Origin of the sequence: Rhizobium sp. AN5 (assembly GCF_900215255.1) — a bacterium.
In the GTDB taxonomy this organism is placed as follows: Bacteria; Pseudomonadota; Alphaproteobacteria; order Rhizobiales; family Rhizobiaceae; genus Agrobacterium; species Agrobacterium tumefaciens.
In genome coordinates, this window is the sequence record NZ_OCMJ01000003.1 from 439945 (window position 1) to 458263 (window position 18319).

At 59.4% G+C, this 18319-nt stretch carries 17 protein-coding genes; 6 read left to right on the forward strand and 11 right to left on the reverse strand.

Going from position 1 to position 18319, the window contains the following annotated elements; genetic code table 11:
- Nucleotides 1-8 precede the first annotated feature (8 nt).
- The 3 genes from CRP02_RS05430 to CRP02_RS05440 are packed head-to-tail and all read left to right on the forward strand — an operon-like array spanning nt 9 to nt 2935.
- A complete protein-coding gene (locus CRP02_RS05430) occupies nt 9-1037 on the forward strand; it encodes an ABC transporter ATP-binding protein (RefSeq protein WP_013761592.1) in 1029 nt (342 codons plus the stop codon).
- A 56-nt stretch (nt 1038-1093) separates the two neighbouring features.
- Nucleotides 1094-1879 carry a ThuA domain-containing protein gene (locus tag CRP02_RS05435; protein WP_097170483.1) on the forward strand — a complete coding sequence of 262 codons (786 nt, stop codon included), beginning with the start codon at nt 1094-1096 and terminating at the stop codon, nt 1877-1879.
- A gap of 6 nt (nt 1880-1885) precedes the next feature.
- Complete coding sequence (locus CRP02_RS05440; protein ID WP_097170484.1) at nt 1886-2935, forward strand: Gfo/Idh/MocA family protein; 1050 nt, start codon at nt 1886-1888, stop codon at nt 2933-2935.
- A gap of 102 nt (nt 2936-3037) precedes the next feature.
- Here CRP02_RS05440 and queE read toward each other — a convergent pair whose 3' ends face one another.
- From queE to queC, 3 genes are read right to left on the reverse strand one after another with little or no spacing between them, the layout of a single operon-like run.
- Nucleotides 3038-3793 (reverse strand): 7-carboxy-7-deazaguanine synthase QueE, encoded by a 756-nt coding sequence (gene queE / locus CRP02_RS05445; protein ID WP_097170485.1) that lies wholly within the window; start codon nt 3791-3793, stop codon nt 3038-3040.
- Complete coding sequence (gene queD / locus CRP02_RS05450; RefSeq protein ID WP_003510937.1) at nt 3790-4146, reverse strand: 6-carboxytetrahydropterin synthase QueD; 357 nt, start codon at nt 4144-4146, stop codon at nt 3790-3792. Before queD ends, queE begins: the two co-directional genes overlap by 4 nt.
- The gene (gene queC / locus CRP02_RS05455) at nt 4146-4856 is read right to left on the reverse strand and encodes a 7-cyano-7-deazaguanine synthase QueC (RefSeq protein ID WP_097170486.1); all 711 of its coding nucleotides are present in this window, start codon (nt 4854-4856) and stop codon (nt 4146-4148) included. The genes queD and queC overlap by 1 nt, the downstream gene beginning before the upstream one ends.
- A 225-nt stretch (nt 4857-5081) precedes the next feature.
- Here queC and CRP02_RS27470 point away from each other — a divergent pair, with 225 nt between their 5' ends.
- A complete protein-coding gene (locus tag CRP02_RS27470) occupies nt 5082-5219 on the forward strand; it encodes a hypothetical protein (protein WP_179783945.1) in 138 nt (45 codons plus the stop codon).
- 250 nt (nt 5220-5469) lie between these two features.
- Here the strand turns inward: CRP02_RS27470 and CRP02_RS05460 are convergent, their stop codons facing one another.
- The 6 genes from CRP02_RS05460 to CRP02_RS05485 form a co-directional block, all read right to left on the reverse strand.
- Nucleotides 5470-6603, reverse strand: a complete 1134-nt coding sequence (locus tag CRP02_RS05460; RefSeq protein WP_003510945.1) for a Gfo/Idh/MocA family protein — start codon at nt 6601-6603, stop codon at nt 5470-5472.
- Nucleotides 6604-6625: 22 nt separating this feature from the next.
- The gene (locus CRP02_RS05465; RefSeq protein ID WP_097170487.1) at nt 6626-7390 is read right to left on the reverse strand and encodes a sugar phosphate isomerase/epimerase family protein; all 765 of its coding nucleotides are present in this window, start codon (nt 7388-7390) and stop codon (nt 6626-6628) included.
- A 61-nt stretch (nt 7391-7451) separates the two neighbouring features.
- The gene (locus CRP02_RS05470; RefSeq protein ID WP_097170488.1) at nt 7452-8540 is read right to left on the reverse strand and encodes an ABC transporter ATP-binding protein; all 1089 of its coding nucleotides are present in this window, start codon (nt 8538-8540) and stop codon (nt 7452-7454) included.
- 5 nt (nt 8541-8545) lie between these two features.
- Nucleotides 8546-9487: a carbohydrate ABC transporter permease gene (locus tag CRP02_RS05475; protein WP_097100122.1), complete on the reverse strand. Its 942-nt coding sequence runs from the start codon at nt 9485-9487 to the stop codon at nt 8546-8548.
- The gene (locus CRP02_RS05480; protein WP_003510951.1) at nt 9480-10382 is read right to left on the reverse strand and encodes a carbohydrate ABC transporter permease; all 903 of its coding nucleotides are present in this window, start codon (nt 10380-10382) and stop codon (nt 9480-9482) included. Before CRP02_RS05480 ends, CRP02_RS05475 begins: the two co-directional genes overlap by 8 nt.
- A 141-nt stretch (nt 10383-10523) precedes the next feature.
- Complete coding sequence (locus tag CRP02_RS05485; protein WP_026330684.1) at nt 10524-11756, reverse strand: ABC transporter substrate-binding protein; 1233 nt, start codon at nt 11754-11756, stop codon at nt 10524-10526.
- A gap of 331 nt (nt 11757-12087) precedes the next feature.
- On the opposite strand from CRP02_RS05485, the gene CRP02_RS05490 reads away from it, so the two are divergent.
- Nucleotides 12088-12786 (forward strand): CPBP family intramembrane glutamic endopeptidase, encoded by a 699-nt coding sequence (locus tag CRP02_RS05490; protein WP_323455339.1) that lies wholly within the window; start codon nt 12088-12090, stop codon nt 12784-12786.
- Between the two features lie 86 nt (nt 12787-12872).
- On the opposite strand, the gene CRP02_RS05495 is transcribed toward CRP02_RS05490, so the two are convergent.
- Entirely contained in the window at nt 12873-14303 is a 1431-nt protein-coding gene (locus tag CRP02_RS05495) for a mannose-1-phosphate guanylyltransferase/mannose-6-phosphate isomerase (RefSeq protein ID WP_097170490.1), read from the reverse strand.
- 267 nt (nt 14304-14570) lie between these two features.
- A complete protein-coding gene (locus CRP02_RS05500; protein ID WP_097170491.1) occupies nt 14571-17000 on the reverse strand; it encodes a glucose/quinate/shikimate family membrane-bound PQQ-dependent dehydrogenase in 2430 nt (809 codons plus the stop codon).
- Between the two features lie 327 nt (nt 17001-17327).
- Between CRP02_RS05500 and CRP02_RS05510 the strand changes: the two genes are divergently transcribed.
- A complete protein-coding gene (locus CRP02_RS05510; protein ID WP_174003007.1) occupies nt 17328-18302 on the forward strand; it encodes a LysR family transcriptional regulator in 975 nt (324 codons plus the stop codon).
- The last annotated feature ends 17 nt before the right edge of the window (nt 18303-18319 follow it).

Sequence of the window (18319 nt, forward strand, 5' to 3'; positions counted from 1 at the left end):
GAAAACTTATGACCACCATTCAACTGCGCAATCTTCGCAAATCCTTCGGCGCCTTCGATGTCATCAAGGGCATCGACATGGACATCCGCTCCGGCGAGTTCATGGTTTTCGTCGGCCCTTCCGGCTGCGGCAAGTCCACGCTGCTACGCCTCATCTGCGGGCTCGAGGAAATCACTGGCGGCACGCTCTCCTTTGACGGAGAGGCCGTCAACCGCCTCCCACCCGCCAAGCGTGGCGTCGCCATGGTCTTCCAGTCCTATGCGCTTTATCCGCATATGACCGTATTCGAAAACATGGCCTTCGGCATGAAACTCTCTGGCGCCGACAAGGAACAGCGCCGCAAGCGTGTAGAGGCGGCAGCGGAAATGCTGCAGCTCACGCCCTATCTGGAACGCCTGCCGAAGCAGCTTTCCGGCGGCCAGCGCCAGCGTGTCGCCATCGGCCGCGCCATCGTGCGTGATCCGAAAGTGTTCCTGTTCGACGAACCGCTCTCCAACCTCGATGCGGCGCTGCGCGTCGCAACCCGTCTCGAAATCGCCAAGCTGCACCGGGAGATGCATGACACGACGATGATCTACGTCACCCACGACCAGGTGGAAGCCATGACGCTTGCCGACCGCATCTGCGTTCTGCGCGATGGCCGCGTCGAACAGATCGGCACGCCGCTCGAGCTTTACGAAAGCCCGGTCAACACCTTCGTTGCCGGCTTCATCGGCTCGCCGAAGATGAACTTCCTCGCCGGCAAATATGCGGAAGTCGAAGGTGCCGCGACCATCGGCATCCGCCCCGAACACCTTGCGATCGGCGCCGGTGAGACCGGCTGGAACGGCGAAATCATCCATTCGGAAATGCTGGGATCGGACAGCTACATCTATGTCGAGATTGGTGCTGGCGAACCCATCGTCGTTCGTGAGGAAGGCGTGACCGACCGCAAGCCGGGAGAAAAAATCGTTCTCGTGCCGGATGCGGCGCAGATCCACCGCTTCGACGCGCAGGGCCAGGCCCTTGCCCGCAATCCCGTGCGCGGCGCCGCCTGAACAGTTAACTTTCGCCGGATCACCCAAGCTTCCGGCTTTCACCAAGGAGCAAGAAAATGACCATCAACACCGTTGTATGGGGCGAAAATATCCACGAACACATCAACGAGACGGTGCGTTCGATCTACCCTGATGGTATGCACAACACCATTGCCGATGCGCTGAATACCAACCCCGAGATCAGCGCCACCACCGCCACGCTTCAGGAACCGGAACACGGCCTTTCGCAGGATCGTCTGGACAACACCGACGTTCTGGTCTGGTGGGGCCACAAGGACCACGGTGCGGTTCAGGATGAGATCGTCGAGCGCGTTGCCAAGCGTGTCTGGGAAGGCATGGGCCTCATCGTCCTGCATTCCGGCCACTTCTCCAAGCCTTTCAAGCGACTGATGGGCACGCCCTGCGCGCTGAAATGGCGTGAGGCGGGCGAACGCGAACGCCTGTGGACGATCAATCCGCGCCACCCGATCGCAGCCGGCCTGCCCGAGCATTTCGAGCTGGAAAACGAAGAGATGTATGGCGAGCAGTTCTCCGTGCCGGAGCCGCTGGAAACCGTCTTCATCTCCTGGTTCCAGGGCGGCGAAGTCTTCCGTTCAGGCCTCACCTGGCGCCGCGGAGCTGGCAACATCTTCTATTTCCGCCCCGGCCACGAGACTTATCCGACCTATCACGACGCCAATGTACAGAAGGTCATCAGCAATTCGGTGAAATGGGCCTATAATCCGGTCGGCGCACTGAAAAGCATTCATGACGCCCCCAACGTTCCCGTCGACAAGGCGCTGGAGCCGATCGAAGAACGCGGCCCCAAGCTGCACAAGGCAGGCGAAGCAGGTTACAGGTAAACAGCCATGAGACTTCTCATTCTCGGAACCGGCGGCATGGCCAACAACCATGCCACATATTTCTCGCAAATCCCCGGCGTCGAACTGGTGGCTGCGGTGGATGTGGACGATGTGGTGGTGCGGGGCTTTGCGCTTCGCCACAACATTCCGCTCTCCTTTACCTCGCTGGATGACGCGATTGCCTGGGGCGAGTTCGACGCGGCGGCAAACGTCACGCCGGATGCGATTCACCACCCTACCAGCCTCAAGCTTCTGGCGGCGGGCAAACATGTTTTCTGCGAAAAGCCGCTGGCGGAAAACTACGCCAAGGCCGCCGAAATGGCCGATGCCGCAGAAAAAGCGGGCCTCGTCGCCATGGTCAACCTCACCTATCGCAATGTCGCCCCCTTGCAGGCGGCACGCGAAATGGTGCTTGCCGGCAAGATCGGAAAGGTGCGCCATCTGGAAGCCTCCTATCTCCAGAGCTGGCTCGTTTCCAAGGCCTGGGGCGACTGGATGACGGAGAGCAAGTGGCTGTGGCGGCTTTCCACCAAGCACGGCTCAAACGGTGTTCTGGGTGATGTCGGCATCCACATTCTGGACTTCGCCTCCTATGGCGCGGGCAGCGATGTGGAGCGCATCTTCACGCGCCTGAAGACCTTCGACAAATATGAAGGCAACAAGATCGGCGCCTACGATCTCGACGCCAATGACAGCTTCACCATGACCGCCGAGTTGGAAAACGGCGCCATGGGCGTCATTCACGCCAGCCGCTGGGCAACGGGCCACCTCAACGAACTGCGCCTGCGCATCCATGGCGACAAGGGTGCGCTAGAGGTGATCCACACGCCTGACTATTCCAGCCTGCGGGCCTGCATCGGCGACGATGTGGAAAGGGCGATCTGGAAGACAATCGATGTCGACCCGGTGCCGACGAATTACGAAAAATTCGCCAAGGCCGTCATGGAAGGCGGCATTGCTGACCCGGACTTCCGCCACGCCGCGAATTTGCAGAAGGTGCTTGATCTCTCGATCATCGCCGACCGCGAACGGCGGGAACTGGCCGTCTCGGCTTGAATTGCAAGGGCGCGGCGGCGTAAGCCGCCGCTTCCAGTACTGCAGCGTGTACTGTTATCTTCCGTCATCCCGAATCTAGCCCGGCATGACGGAGGTACTACCTCAAACGCCTCGCCTATTCCCCCACAAGAGCACATGCAACTGCGGCAGCACGCGGGCGGAAAACCAACGGTCTTCGCTGACCTTGTCTACCAGCCACAACATGCGATCCATGATCCCATCGATATCCACACGCGCGTCGTCGTCATCAGGCGGCGGCGGCGTGTGGTTGCCGGGCTGGAGGTAAATCGGCAAATGCGGGAAACGGGCCGATGCAGCCTTGGCATAAGCATAGTCCGCATCGTCAAACACCACGATCTTCAGCGCCACCTGCGGTCCATCGCCGGCGGCGGCAAGACAGTCTTCAAAGGCCCGCCAGTCGGTTTCCATGCCGCTCGATGGTGGCTTTGGGCTCAGCACCAGATGATCGAGATCGCCAAACCAGTCTTTTGCGATGCTGCCCTGCGTTTCCAGCGCGAACCTATAGCCCTCGCCCTGCCCCTTTGCGATTAGTTGCCCAAGGGGCTGGATGGCGGGATTGCCGCCCGAAAGCGACACCGTCAGCGGCATACCGCCGGAAAGCCGTCGCACCTCCTGCCAGATCGCCTCGACGGACATCGGTTTCCATGTGTCGCGATACTCGCTGTCGACGGCATGCAGCGTATCGCACCAGGAGCAGCGGTAATCGCAGCCACCAGTGCGAACGAAAACGGTAGGCAGACCAATCAGCAAACCCTCGCCCTGAATGGTCGGGCCGAAGATTTCGCTGATGCGGATCGCTGTTTCCTTCGCTGCAACTTTCTGTGCAGCCGCCGTCATGGCCGGTATTCCGCCCAGGTCTTGGCGGTTTCGCTCACTCGCACGGCGCTGGTTTCCGGCAGGCTCGTCTTGCACCAATCGTAAAAGTGCTTCGCCAGACATTCTGCTGTCACCCGGTCATGGCCGAGAACGTCGTTCAGGTGGCGATGATCGAAATGATCGTCGATGTAGCGCTTCAGCGGCGCGAGTTCGTGGTAATCACGCACGAAACCGTGCTCGTTCAGCTCTTCGCCTGATAGTTCGACCTCAACGATGTAATTATGCCCGTGCAGGCGGGCGCACTGATGGTCGGCGGGCAGGCTTTTCAACTGGTGAGAAGCGGAGAAATGGAACTCCTTGGTGATGCGAAACATCAACGCACCTCCTGTGCCGCATAGGCATGGGTGGCCGCCACCCAGAAATCGGGGTCCTCATAGTCCGTCGGATCGGTAACACCTGCCAGATGGAAGGCCTCGCGCCGCTCCACGCAGGTGCCGCAACGGCCACAATGGCGAGAGCCGCCCTTGTAACAGGACCAGGTTTCGCCAAATGGGGTGCCGTATTTCACCGCGTCAGTCACAATCGCCGCTTTGGAGACGGTGACATAAGGCGCAAACAAGGTGACGTCGGCGTAGCCTTCCAGCGCATGCGCCTGCATGGCATTAAAGCTGTCGATGAAGCCCGGCCGGCAATCGGGATAGATGAAATGGTCGCCGCCATGCACGGCGATCGCCACCGCATCCGCCTGCTGGGCGGCGGCAAGGCCGAAGGCGATGGTCAGCATGATGGCGTTGCGGTTCGGCACCACCGTGGAGCGCATGGTCTCTTCCGCATAATGTCCGTCCGGCACGTCGATATCGTCCGTCAGCGCGGAACCGGTGAGGTGCGCGCCGATGGTTTTGATGTCGATGAGATGATGCGGCACGCCGAGACGTTTTGCGCAGTCGGCTGCGAAATCCAGCTCCTTCTTGTGGCGCTGGCCGTAATCGAAGGAGACGAGAGCGAGAAGTTCATGTTCCGCCGCGATTTTGTGCGCAAGCGAAACGGAGTCCAATCCGCCGGAGCAGATGACGATGGTTTTCATACGTTGGGATCCCTTGTTTTGACCGGGTGGGCTGCGACCGGATTACGGGGGCGGCTTTAAACCAAAGCGAAGCGATTGTGAAGGGCTTTGCGGAAATAGCAGAAATTCCGCGCAATCCACGAAATTGCCCCGCCGCAGCAACAAGACGAAACAATCGCGACATAAGCGGGAAACCGGCTTGATCTAGAACGGATCGAACGTTGCAGTTCTTGAAGGGTATTGCCGATGGCGGCCGGTTCTATGTTCCTCTTTTCGCTAAGCGATCTCAGCTCCATCGGCTCCGGCATTTTGATGGCGTTGGCAGGCGCGCTTTATGTCACCCTTACCATTCGTGGGCTGATGGCCACCGTGCGTCATGGATAAGGCACTCGGCAACAGGCGCCCAGGGCTCAGGCGCAATCTTGCAGTCTTACTTTTCGTGGCCTCGGCGACGCTCGTCGCCACGATAGGGATCGCCCCGTTCGTTTTCCTGATCTGGATGGTTACGACCGTCGCACGCTGGCTTGGTTTTTTCATCGGCTTTTGAGACACGAAGCTCGCGATGATGCGGCGGAGCGGAAGGAGCCCGGCAAAACGGCAGTGCGCCGGGCTCTTTTTTTTCGATAGACCGGGCTCAGCGCAGCAGCGCCTGCGCCTCCTCGATGCCGAGTGCGGCCGGCTGCGTGCAGGTCGTCGTCATCTCGATGAAGCGGCCTTCTTCTCCGGATTTGAGGATGGAGGTCATCACGTCGATGCCATGCAGGGAGCGATCCAGCGAGCAGCGTGCATCGCGGCCTTCAAGGATAGCAATCGCCATATCGGCCAGGCCTGCCGTGCGATAATTGGCGCGCGGGCCATTCGGGCTTTCCTGGTTGGCAATGCCGAAGGGATGCGCCCAGTCTTCCAGCGGCTGGATATTCTTGTCGCGTCCGCTCGCCTCCACCACACCGCCGAAGAAGTTCGGGTCCGGCACGTAGATCGATCCTTCCGTGCCGTAAAGTTCCATATTGGCGTGGCGATGCGACCACACATCCCAGCTGGCCGAAAGTGTGATCGTTGCTCCGTTCACGAATTCCAGAAGCGCATGGATGTTGGTTGGCGTTTCTACCGGGATGATCTCGCCGTTCAGCGGCTGGCTGGTCACCGTTCGGGTGGGGTTGGCCATTGATGTCAGTGCGCCAACGCGCTTGACCGGGCCGATGAGGTTGATGAGGTTCGCCACATAATAGGGGCCAAGATCGAGGATCGGCCCGCCCCCCTTCAGAAAGAAGAAGCCTGGATTGGGGTGCCACATCTCCATGCCGGGGCTCATCACATGGCAGGTGCCCGAGGTGATGCGCCCGACCTTGCCCTCGTCGATATATTGCCGGGCAAGCTGATGCGCGCCGCCAAGGAAAGTATCAGGCGCGCAGCCGACGGAAAGGTTCTTCTCGCGGGCGATGCGCCGCAATTCCTCGCCTTCCTCCAGCGAAAGCACCAGCGGCTTTTCCGAATAGACGTGTTTACCCGCCTCGAGTGCCGCTTTCGACACGGGAAAATGCGCGGCGGGAATGGTGAGGTTCACCACCACGTCGATGTCCTTGTTGGCGAGCAGTTCCTCGATCGACTGCGCCGTGACACCAAATTCTTCTGCCCTCAGTTCCGCCGCATTGCGGTTAAGGTCGGCGCAGGCCAGCACCTTGATGCCCTTGAAGAGCGGCGCCAGCGAAAAGTAAGCAGACGAGATGTTGCCGCACCCGATGATGCCGACGCCCAGTTCCCTTTGCATGATGAAAACTCCGGATTGATGCTCAATAGGTTTTGAAGGATGCGATGGAGCGGGTGATCAGCCGATCGATGTCCTTGGGATTGTCGTGTTCGACCACGAAATGTTTCGTGGCGGATTTTGCCTTCAGTGCTGCCACGAGGGCCTTCCAGTCCACCGTGCCGTGGCCGACATCCGCCCAGCCGTCCTCATCCGCATTTTCGCCTGATGGTGCGATGTCCTTCACGTGCACGGCGGTGATGCGCTTGCCGTAGCTTTCGATCCAGGCGAGCGGATCGGCATTGCCTCTGATAATCCAGGCGATATCCGCCTCCCATTTCAGGTCCGGTCCGCCGGCAAAAATCTGCTCCTGCGGGGTGGAGCCGTCCGGGAGTACCTTGAACTCGAAATCGTGGTTGTGCCAGCCGAAGGTCAGCCCGGCATCCACGAATGGTTTACCCGCTTCCTGCAGGCGCTTGCCGAAGGCGAACCATCCAGCCGCGTCCGCCGGGCGCTGGTCGGGCATCAGGTAAGGGCAATAAATCGCTTCCACGCCCAGAACCTTGGCGATGTTCAGGGCCTTTTTCGGATCACCCTCGAGAAGGTCGAGGCCGAAATGGCCGGTCGGCATGGCAAGACCATTGGCATCGAGTTCGGAGCGCAGGCTGTTCAACCCGGCGTCATCAAGCGAGGCGTACATGGCGCCGTAACCTTCGACCTGTTTGTAACCGGCCGCCGAAAGCTTCTTCAAAATATTGGAAAACGGCTGGAAATTGCGGGCGCTGTAAAGCTGGAAACCGAGTTCTGTCATTATCTCCTCCATAGAGATGTGGGTGCTTGGGATGGTGTTGGGGGTAAAATCGGGGCCCTTCCTAAAGCCGCTCTTCGCTCTGCGCATCGAACAGCGAGGCCATGGTGAGGTCCAGGCCGAGGCGAACCCGGGTGCCCGGCGCAAACCGCCTGTGGCCGCCAACGCGCACGGACAGGGTATGACCGGCATGTTTGAGCCAGATCAGATTGTCGGCGCCCATCGGCTCCTCGATATCAACGATCGCCTCATGCACCTCGCCGCTGACGATGTCGGCATCGACGCGCACATGTTCGGGACGCACACCGAGAACCACGGCACGACCGGCGACAAGCGGCGTCTCCGGCTGATAACCGTCCAGCGAAAAGGTGACGCCGTTGGTGGTGAAGACCACCTTGCCGTCCTTCTCGATCAATTCACCACGCAGGAAATTCATTGAGGGCGAACCGATGAAGCCCGCGACGAAGAGGTTCCTTGGCTTGTTGTAGATGGTGACGGGATCGGCGAGCTGCTGGATGACGCCGCTTTTCATGATGGCGATACGATCCGCCAGCGTCAGCGCCTCGATCTGGTCATGCGTCACATAGATCATGGTGTTTTTCAGCGCCTGGTGCAGCCGCTTGATCTCGACGCGCAGTTCCGAGCGCAGCTTGGCGTCTAGGTTGGAAAGCGGTTCATCGAACAGGAACACATCCACGTCGCGCACCAGCGCCCGGCCGATCGCCACGCGCTGGCGCTGGCCGCCGGAAAGCTCGGCGGGCTTGCGCTTCAGGAGTGGTTCGATCTGCAATATGCCCGCCGCCCGTTTGACGCGCCGGTCGATTTCCTCTTTCGGAACCTTGGCGACCTGAAGGCCGAAGGAGAGATTCTTCTCCACCGTCATCTGCGGATAGAGCGCATAGGACTGGAACACCATGCCGATGCCACGATCCTTCGGCTCCTCCCAGGTAACGTTGCGGTCCTTGATGAAGATTTGCCCGTCGGTTGGCTCCAAAAGGCCCGCAATGCAATTGAGAAGTGTCGACTTGCCGCAGCCGGAAGAGCCGAGCAGCACGAGGAACTCGCCGTCGTAAATATCGAGATTGAGGTCTTTCAGGACGGTAACGGCACCGAAGGACAGGGAAAGATCGCGAATGGAAACGCTTTTGTTCATATAACTCAACCTTTTACTGCGCCTGCGGCGATGCCACGGACGAAAAGCCTGCCGGACACGAAATAAACGATCAACGGCACGGCCCCGGTGAGAAGGGTTGCGGCCATGTTGACGTTGTATTCCTTCACGCCCTGCACGGAGTTGACGATATTATTGAGCTGCACCGTCATCGGGTAATATTCCGGCCGCGTGAACACGACGCCGAACAGGAAGTCGTTCCAGATGCCGGTGACCTGCAGGATCATCGCCACGACGAAGATCGGCAGCGACATGGGCAGCATGATGCGAAAATAGATCTGCCAGAAATTGGCGCCATCAATACGTGCCGCCTTGAACAATTCCTCCGGCAGCGACGCAAAATAGTTGCGGAAGAGTAGCGTCAGGATCGGCATGCCGAAAATCGTGTGCACGATCACGAGGCCAGTCAGAGTGCCATAAATGCCCAATTCGCGCAGCACGATGACGATCGGGTAGATCATCACCTGATAGGGGATGAAGGCACCGATGATGAGGATCGAGAAGAACAGTTCCGAACCCCTGAACTTCCAGTTCGCGATGGCGTAACCGCTGACGGAAGCCACGATGATCGAGATCACGACCGAAGGTATGAGGATGCGTACCGAGTTCCAGAAGCCGCGTGAAAGCCCGTCGCAGTTCAGCCCGGTGCAGGCATTCGCCCAGGCTTTCACCCAGGGTTCGAAGGTGATTTCCACCGGCGGCGCAAAAATGTTGCCGAGCCGTATTTCCGGCATGCCCTTCAGAGAGGTGACGACCATCACGTAAAGCGGCAGCAGGTAATAGGCGGCAGCGACAAACAGCGTGCCGTAGAGAATGATGTTGCGGCGGGAAAACGTTTTTTTCGGCTTCTTGCCGCGGGGACCGGAAAGGTCGGTGGCAACCGCATCGGTTGCGGCGGCGACCGTGTTCAATGTGCTGATATTAGCCACGCTTCTTGCCTCCGAATTCGAGGTACGCCCATGGAATGACGATGATGGCGACGGTCAGAAGCATCATGGTGGATGCGGCGAAGCCCTGCCCCAGGTTCTGCGCCTGGAACATGTAGTCATAGACATATTTCGCCGGCACTTCGGATGCGATGCCCGGTCCGCCACTGGTCTGCGCCACCACCAGATCGTAAACCTTGACGATGCCGCTCGCGATAATGACGAGCGTGGTGATGAAGACCGGCCGCATCATGGGAATGATGATGAGGATATAAGTCTTCCACATCGGAATGCCGTCGACGCGCGTCGCCTTCCAGATATCCTCGTCTATGCCGCGAAGACCGGCCAGCATCAGGCACATGACGAGCCCCGTGCCCTGCCAGAGCGCCGCGATCAGGATGCCGTAGATAACGATCTCGGAATTATAAAGCGGATCGAAGGTGAAGCTTTCCCACCCCATCGAGCGGACCACGGACTGAATGCCAAATTCCGGGTTCAACAGCCATTGCCAGACAAGGCCGGTAACGATGAACGACAGAGCAAAGGGATAAAGGAAGATGGTGCGGAAGGTGTTCTCGAAACGGATCTTCTGATCCATCAGCGCCGCCAGCACGAAGCCGATCACCAGACTGAAGATCAGCGAGAGAATTCCGTAGATCGCCAGATTCTGGATGGAAATGATCCAGCGCGGTGCGGCCCACAACCGCTCATACTGGTCGAAACCGATGAAGCTTGCACGTGGCAGAAGCTTGGAATTGGTGAATGAGTAAATCACCGTCCAGACCGTTCCGCCGAGAAAAATCACGACGGCGGTCAATATCATGGGAATGGAAGCAATCTTCGAATTGAGATTGCGGAAAAGCTGGTTGGGGCGGCCGGAGCGCGCTAGACCCGCCATGGATGACCCTCCTGTAACGTTGCCGTTGATAGCCAGGCAAGGTCGCAAAGACCTCGCCCCAATCCTCCGGGCTTGCGCGTTTACGCATCCCGCAGGGAGCTTACGGCGGATGGATGCCACCCGCCGCACAAGAGGTTGCGGTTAGTCAGCGGAACCGATGATGCCGGCGAAGCGCTTTTGTGCATCTTCTGCAGTCATCGCGCTGGCAAAAAACTCCGCCATCAGGTCTTCTTTCTGCTTCTGCGTATCAGCAGAAATCAGCTGGTCTGTGCTGGTCAGCGCATTGCCCTTGGCCAGAATTTCCAGACCCTTCTTCATGCAGTCATTGGCCGCATTCAGGTCGACGTCGCCACGGATCGGCAGCGAGCCTTTCTTAAGGTTGAAAGCCACCTGCGTTTTAGGATCGACGATGGTTGCGGCCAGAACGTCCTGCGCCTTGGATTTTGCTTCATCCTTCAGCAGCGGGAAGTAAAAGGCGTCGCCGCCGGTGGTGAGATAGTCGTTAAGGCCGAGACCCGGCAGGCAAGTGTAGTCCGTACCCGCCTTCTGGTTGGCAAGCTGGAACTCGCCCTGCGCCCAGTCGCCCATGATCTGGCCGCCGGCCTTGCCTGTTATGACCATGTTGGTGGCCTGGTTCCAGTCCTGAACATTGGTGCCCTTGGCCATGTCGCGGGCCTCGACGGCGGCCGCGAAAATCTTGGCCATGTCGGGACCGGCCGCTGCTTCGGCATCCTTGTCGCCATAGACCTTCTGATAAAGATCCTTGCCGCCGATCGAAAGCGTCAGCGTGTCGAACAGGCCATTGGCCTGCCATGCCTGACCGCCGAGCGCGAGCGGCTGGATGCCGGCTTTTTTCAGTGCTGGTGCTGCGGCAGCAAATTCAGTCCAGTTCTTGGGAACTTCGACGCCCGCTTTCTTGAACGCTTCGTTGGAAAGCCACAACCATTGCCAAGAATGGATGTTGACCGGCGCGCAATAGATCTTGCCGTCGATGGTGCAGCTGTCGAGCAGGCTTGCCGGCTTTATGACGTCTTTCCACTTGCCCTTTTCGGCAACGTCGGTCAGGTCGCGCATCAGGCCGGCCTGCACCAGTTCTTCCGCCTGTCTGCCATGGTTGAACTGGGTGGCACCCATCGGGTCGCCGCCGGTGATACGGCTAATCATGATCGGACGGGCGGTGCCGCCCGAACCGGCAATAGCGCCGTCCACCCACTTGTTGCCGGTGGCATCAAAAGCCTTGGCAAGTTCGGCAACGGCAGCGGCTTCACCGCCCGATGTCCACCAATGGGTAACTTCAAGATCGGTAGCCCCAGCGACACCCGCCGGAATCATAACACTGGCCAAAAAGGCCGCAGAAATAAAGCGCATTCGCATGAGTCTCCTCCCTCACTGAAACGTTGCAGTTGGAACGTAAGCGAAGATTTTTGATTAGGCAACCGCCTAAAAAATGAATCTCGCCGCGGCTCGCCGCGCTGTTTCGAGCAGATACAAACGTGCCGAACGGCTAGATTTGTTGAGAAAGAAGATTGGGAATTTGGAAGGATGCCGAATGGCACGACAAAGACTGCGCACCCGTAATCTGCAGGCAACTTAGTATCTTCATAGTCTTCCGACTTTGGCGTCGGTTCCCGCGCACAGAGTGCCAAGCCCGCATGGATGGGCAAACATAAGGTGAGCGATCGTGAAACGTTGGCACATTCTTTTGATGATCGGTCTGGCGGGCGTGTTATCGCTTTTGCTCGCACCGTTCGAACGGCTGGCGTCGGGACAGGATCTTTCCTTCACGATACGGGTTGTGATGCTCGTCCAGCCGGCAGTCCTGATCATTGCTGCGGTGGCGACGGGTCAAGCGCTCGCCGGCAAACTCGGGCTGGGCACTCCACTGATCGATGCATGGCTGAAAGGAACCGGGTTCGGGCCAGTCTTGCGCAGGCAAGCCCCATCAGCTTTGCTGACGGGTCTTCTCGTCGGCCTGTTGATGATCGCTTATTCGTCTGTGATCCTGCCTGCCTTAACCGATACGGCAACCATGGAAAAAATGGCGGCGTTTGAAGTCCCACTCGTCACCCGGCTTCTCTATGGCGGCATAACGGAGGAGCTGCTGACCCGATGGGGCTTGATGGCATTCTTCGCATGGGTGCTCTGGCGAATAGTGGGCAAGGGACAAGTCCAGCCGGTCATGCTGTGGACTGCCATTGTCATCGCAGCGGCCCTTTTTGCCGTGGGCCACCTGCCCTTTCTGTTTGCCATTGCCGTTCATCCGCAACCATTGCTGATTGTCAGTGTCCTGCTCGGCAATTTTATCCCCGGACTGACGTTCGGGTGGTTGTTCTGGCGTCGCGGGCTGGAAGCAGCGATGCTTTCCCACGCCTTCGCCCACTGCGTGAATGCAACTGTCGCCTGATCCGTCGAACCGACAGAAAAGCTAGGGATTTATCATCCCGGCCCCGCTGGCCGGGATAAAATGCCGCTTCGGTGCGGGCAGTAGTCCTACTGCCTCTTATAATCATCCTCGATGCGGATGACGTCGTCTTCGCCAAGATACGCGCCGGTCTGGATTTCGACCAACTCAAGCGGAATCTGCCCCTCATTGGCAAGCCGATGCGGTTGGCCAATCGGGATATAGACGGACTGGTTTTCCGTCAGCAGCCGGGTTTCGTCGCCAATCGTCACGGTTGCCGTGCCCTTGACGATGATCCAGTGCTCCGAGCGGTGATAATGTTTCTGGAACGAGATGCGGTGGCCAGGATCAACCGTGATGTGGCCCACGCGGTAGCGCTCGTCCACATACATATGTTCGATGTAACCCCATGGACGATAGACTCGCCTGTGCGCTTGCGTCCGCGGCGCGTGTTCGCCATCCTTCAGTGTTTCCACCAGGCCTTTCACATCCTGCACCCGGTTTTTCGGCACCACCAGAACCGCATCCTTGGTGGCCACCACCACCAGATCCTTCGCGCCCACCACCGTCGTCAGCAATTGCGTGGAATGGATCAGGCAGCCCTCGGAATCGATGAAGACACCGTCGCCCTCGAGCGCATTGTCGTTGCCGTGCTTGTCGGCGATTTCCCAGATCGCGTCCCAGCTGCCGATATCCGACCAGCGGAAATGGCCGTGCACCACCGCCATGCGCTTGGTCTTTTCGATCACCGCATAGTCGATGGAGTTTTTCGGCGAGGCTTCGAAGCTCGCCTGATGCAGGCGCACGAAGCCAAGGTCGCTTTCATATTGTTCGACCGACTGCGTTACTGCCGCAAGAATCTCTGGCGCGAATGCCTTGAGTTCGGCAATCATCACGTCGGAACGGAACAGGAAGTTGCCGGAGTTCCAGAGATAACCCTTCTCCAGATAGGAGATTGCCGTCTTCACATCCGGCTTTTCCACGAATGCTTCAACGATGCTCAGGTCAGCTTCACCATCAATCGCTTCACCAGGCTTGATGTAGCCGTAGGAGGTGCGCGGTTCGGTTGGCACCAGACCGAAAACGACGATATTGCCCTGATCGGCGGCCCTGGCGCCAAGCCTCACGGACTCTGAGAATTTGTCGGCATCCAGCACCACATGGTCGGCGGCAAGCGCCAGCACCAGGCATCCCGGCTCCCGGCGCTCTGCCAGCACGGCGGCAGCGGCCATGGCGGCGGCACTGTCGCGGCGGGCGGGTTCGAGAACCACCGTAGCCGGAAGATCGATCTCCTCAGCCTGACGGCGGGCGAAGAAGCGGAAATCCTCGTTGGTGATCACCAGCGGCTCGGCATAAAGCGCCTTGTCGGCCACGCGCGTCAGTGTCTGCTGATAGGTCGAAAGATTGCCGACCAGCGGCTGGAACTGCTTGGGCAACTGATCGCGCGATACCGGCCAAAGCCGTGATCCCGCCCCACCAGCAAGAAGAACCGGCGTGATCTTTCGAGATTGTTCCGTCACAATAAAAACCTTTCCAACTTTAAAAAATTTCCGGCGGGCCGGACAATATACATATTTACCAATGCTGCCATCATCGGTTCACGGGCGGATAAGCGCAAGCTCATAAGTTCGCCTTGTGAAAGCTTGGTGAATGTCGGACCCGTTTTGCTAACGCAACGCACAGGGTGAGGTTCCGCGCGAAGGGCGATCAGTCGCTTTGAAAGGCCGCAAAGAAAAACCCGGGCGAATGGCCCGGGTTTCCGTTTTCAGAGCGATGACATGTCAGGATCAGTTCGGCAGCGCGTAAGCGATCACGTAGTCGCCACGGTCAGGAGACTGACGTGCACCGCCGGCCGAGATGACGACATATTGCTTGCCTGTCTTCGGAGACTTGTAGCTCATCGGGCCGCCCTGGCTGCCGACCGGAAGGCGGGCCTTCCAGACTTCCTTGCCGGTCGCCGTATCGAAGGCGCGCAGATAATAATCCTGGGTGCCGGCGATGAAAACGAGACCGCCCTGGGTGGCAAGCGTTCCGCCGAGCGTGGGCATGCCGATCGGGATCGGCAGACCCATCTTGATGCCGAGCGGACCGGTATCTTCAACGGTGCCGACAGGAACCTGCCACTTGATCTGCTGCGTCTTCATGTCGATCGCAGTCATCGAGCCATAGGGCGGAGCCTGGCAGGGAATGCCGAGAGCAGACAGGAAACGGTTCTTGTTCACCGCATAGGGCGTGCCCTTCATGGGAACAACGCCCATGCCGGTATTGACGCTTTCGCCGCCGCTTGCCGTTGCCTTGGTGGGAGCCGCTTCCTTCATCTCAATCCACAGGCCGAGGCGCATGTCGTTGATGAAGATTGTGTTGGTCGTCGGGTCAGTCGAGATGCCGCCCCAGTTCATGCCGCCAAGCGAACCCGGGAAGGCGAGGGAGAGGTCCGTGCCCGGCGCCGTATAGAGGCCTTCATAACGCATGCCCTTGAAAGCGATACGGCACAAAAGCTGATCGAAAGGGGTGGCACCCCACATATCGGCTTCCGTCAGCGTCTGCGCGCCGATTTGCGGCATGCCCACCGAACGCGGCTGCGTTGGTGCATATGGCTCGTTCGGAATGTTGCCGGCCTTGACCGGAACGTCTTCCACCTTGGTCAGCGGCTGACCAGTCGCCCGGTCCAGCACATAGATCTGACCGGCCTTGGTGCCGAAGACCAGAGCCGGAACGGTCGTTCCGTCAGCCTTCGGGAAATCTATGAAGCTCGGCTGCATCGGCACGTCGAAGTCCCAGAGATCATTATGAACCGTCTGGTAGACCCACTTTTCGCGGCCGGTCGTGGCATCGAGCGCCAGCATGGAAGCGCCGTATTTATGATCGAGCGGTGTGCGCGTCGCGCCGTAAAGATCGACCGAGGGGCTGCCCACCGGCATGAAGACCGTGTTCAGCTCCGGATCGTAGGACATGGATGCCCAGACGTTCGGCGTGGAACGGGTATAGGTCTGGCCCTCGGGCGGCAGCTTGGTGATTTCAGGATTGCCGGGATCGAAAGCCCAGCGAAGCTCACCCGTCACCACGTCGAAACCGCGCATCACGCCGCCAGGCATATCCACCTGTACGTTGTCAGCGATACGTCCGCCGACCACGACGGTGGTGCCGGCCAGTGTGGGGGCCGATGTCAGCACGTATTGCGGGTCCGGCGCATCACCAAGACCGATCTTCAGATCGACGCGGCCATTGGTGCCGAAATCCGGGCAAAACGCGCCGGTGTCGGCGTCGAGCGCGATGAGTTCCGCGTTGATGGTGTTCATGAGAATGCGGCGCTGGCAAAGCGCACCGTCGGCTACGATCGCCGGGGTGACAGGCGTTGCACCCGGAGCGGTCGGCTGCTTCAGCTGCGCCTTGGCATCGAAATAGGCAAGACCACGGCAACGCATCCAGACGGTGGATTTGGCGTTGATTTCGGTCTTCCACTTCTGTGCGCCGGTATCGGCGTCGAGCGCGATGACATTGTTGTGCGGTGTGCACACAAACACGGTGTCGCCGACCTGAAGCGGCGTTTCCTGATCTTCCGCACCGTTCGCGCCGGGGCTGATCGGCGTGTCGCCGGTCCGGTAGGTCCATGCCACCTCAAGGTTCTTGACGTTATCGCGGTTGATTTCATCAAGCGCAACGAAGCGGCTGCCGCCCGCCGTATTGCCGTAATGTTCCCAGTTCTTCTGCTCTTTTTCCGGCGTTACCGGCGTCAGTGCAGCAACCTCACCCTTGAAGGCGACGGTCGGATGCGGCACGAACATGCCGGCAAAACCCGCAGCGGACGCGATGGCCAGAACGCCAGCAAGGGCAAACGAAGCGCCGTAAGCGGGCGTCTTGCCAGCCGCGCGCCGCAGCAGCGGATAGGAGAGCGCAACCACCGTGGCGCCCACACCCAACGCCAGCAGGCGGGAGATGAGCGGCCAGAAGTGCAGTCCGGCTTCCCACACTGCCCAAACACCGCTGACGATGAAGACAAGGCCGAAGAGGAGCGCGCCGGCGGGCTTGCGCAGGAGAATAAGCAAGCCGGAGACGATCAGTGCGATACCCGCCAAGACGAAATAGAGGCTACCGCCGAGTGTTGCGAGCTGCCCGCCGCCAATGGCGAAGAACAGTCCCGCAGCGACGATGACAGCGCCGAGCACGAAGAGCCATAATCTGGCTACGAGCGACGTTGAGGTTGCTGGTTTACTCATGAAATTAAATATCCGGTTAGGAGAGCCGCCGCTAAGGCTGACGCCCGATGATCTTTCAATGCCCGGCCCAGGCCAGACAGTCCGCCGCACTTACGGCTGAGCGAAGATGCGCTGAAGGCGACGAGGCAAAATGGGGAACAATGGTGCGGGAGACTTCCGTGGTGACTGTCATTTTGACCCATTCACTGCAGTTTATCGCCGGCCCCAATGGACGGCGGACAATGTGCTCGAACAAATCCTCCCAAGTTCGTATCGCAGAGGCCCGCATGCAGGCACTGGGCGACCGAAACCTCGGTGCGGTATAACGTCGCCTGCGACAAGATGACAATGCGCAAGACGGGCATTTTTGATAAGCTGCGCTTATACCATATCAACACCTACAACACAAAGACCTCTCCGCCGATGGATATTCGCCAGCTCGCCATTTTTGTGGAAGCCGCAAGGGCTAAAAATTTCCGCGCGGCCGCTTTGCAGCTGGGCATCGCCCAACCGGCCGTAACCCAGCGTATCCGGCAACTGGAAGAAAATCTGGGCTTCAAGCTTTTCCTCCGTGTCAACCGCGGTGTGGAACTTACGCCGGCTGGGCAGTCGATGCTGCTCGATGCGGAGGAAATTCTTGCCCGCACCAAGGGCGCGCTGGAAAAGGCACACCAGATCAGGCGCGGCCAGCTCGGCACGCTGCGAATCGGCTTCGGCACCAGCGTGATGGCGGAACGCAAATTGCCGGCGCTGATCACCCGTTATGGCAACGACCACAGGGAGGTCACGCTGGAACTCCTGCCCGGCATGACGATGGAACAGTTGATCGAGCAGGTGGCGACGCGCAAGACAGACGTCGCTTTCATTCGCGCACCCCTGCCCCAATTGCCGCAGAGCTTGCGGGCCATGCCCTTCGACCGCTCCAAACTGTGCGTCGCCCTGCCGGAGCGCCATCCGCTCACCTCCCGTCCCAGGGTTTCGGTTGGCGATATCGTGCGGGAAAAACTGCTGCTGCCGGTGGACGAGATCGGCCTGGGGCTCAGCAGCAGCGCGCTTTCCCTTTTCGAGGATGCAGGCTGTGAGCCGGAAATCGGCATGCGCATCGCCAACGTCAACACCATCCTTGCCCTCGTGGAAGCTGGCGCGGGAATTTCCATTCTGCCGGAAAGCACCGTGCGCTCCACAAGGGGCATCACGGGTGTACCGCTCGAAAGCGCCGATGCCTGGTCAGATAGCGTGCTGGTCGTCAGGCGCGGTCCGCTTGCCCTCCATGTGGAGGCCTTCGTGAATATGGTACGGCAGGCCTACCAGCCCCACCTATAACGCCGACAATACGCAAT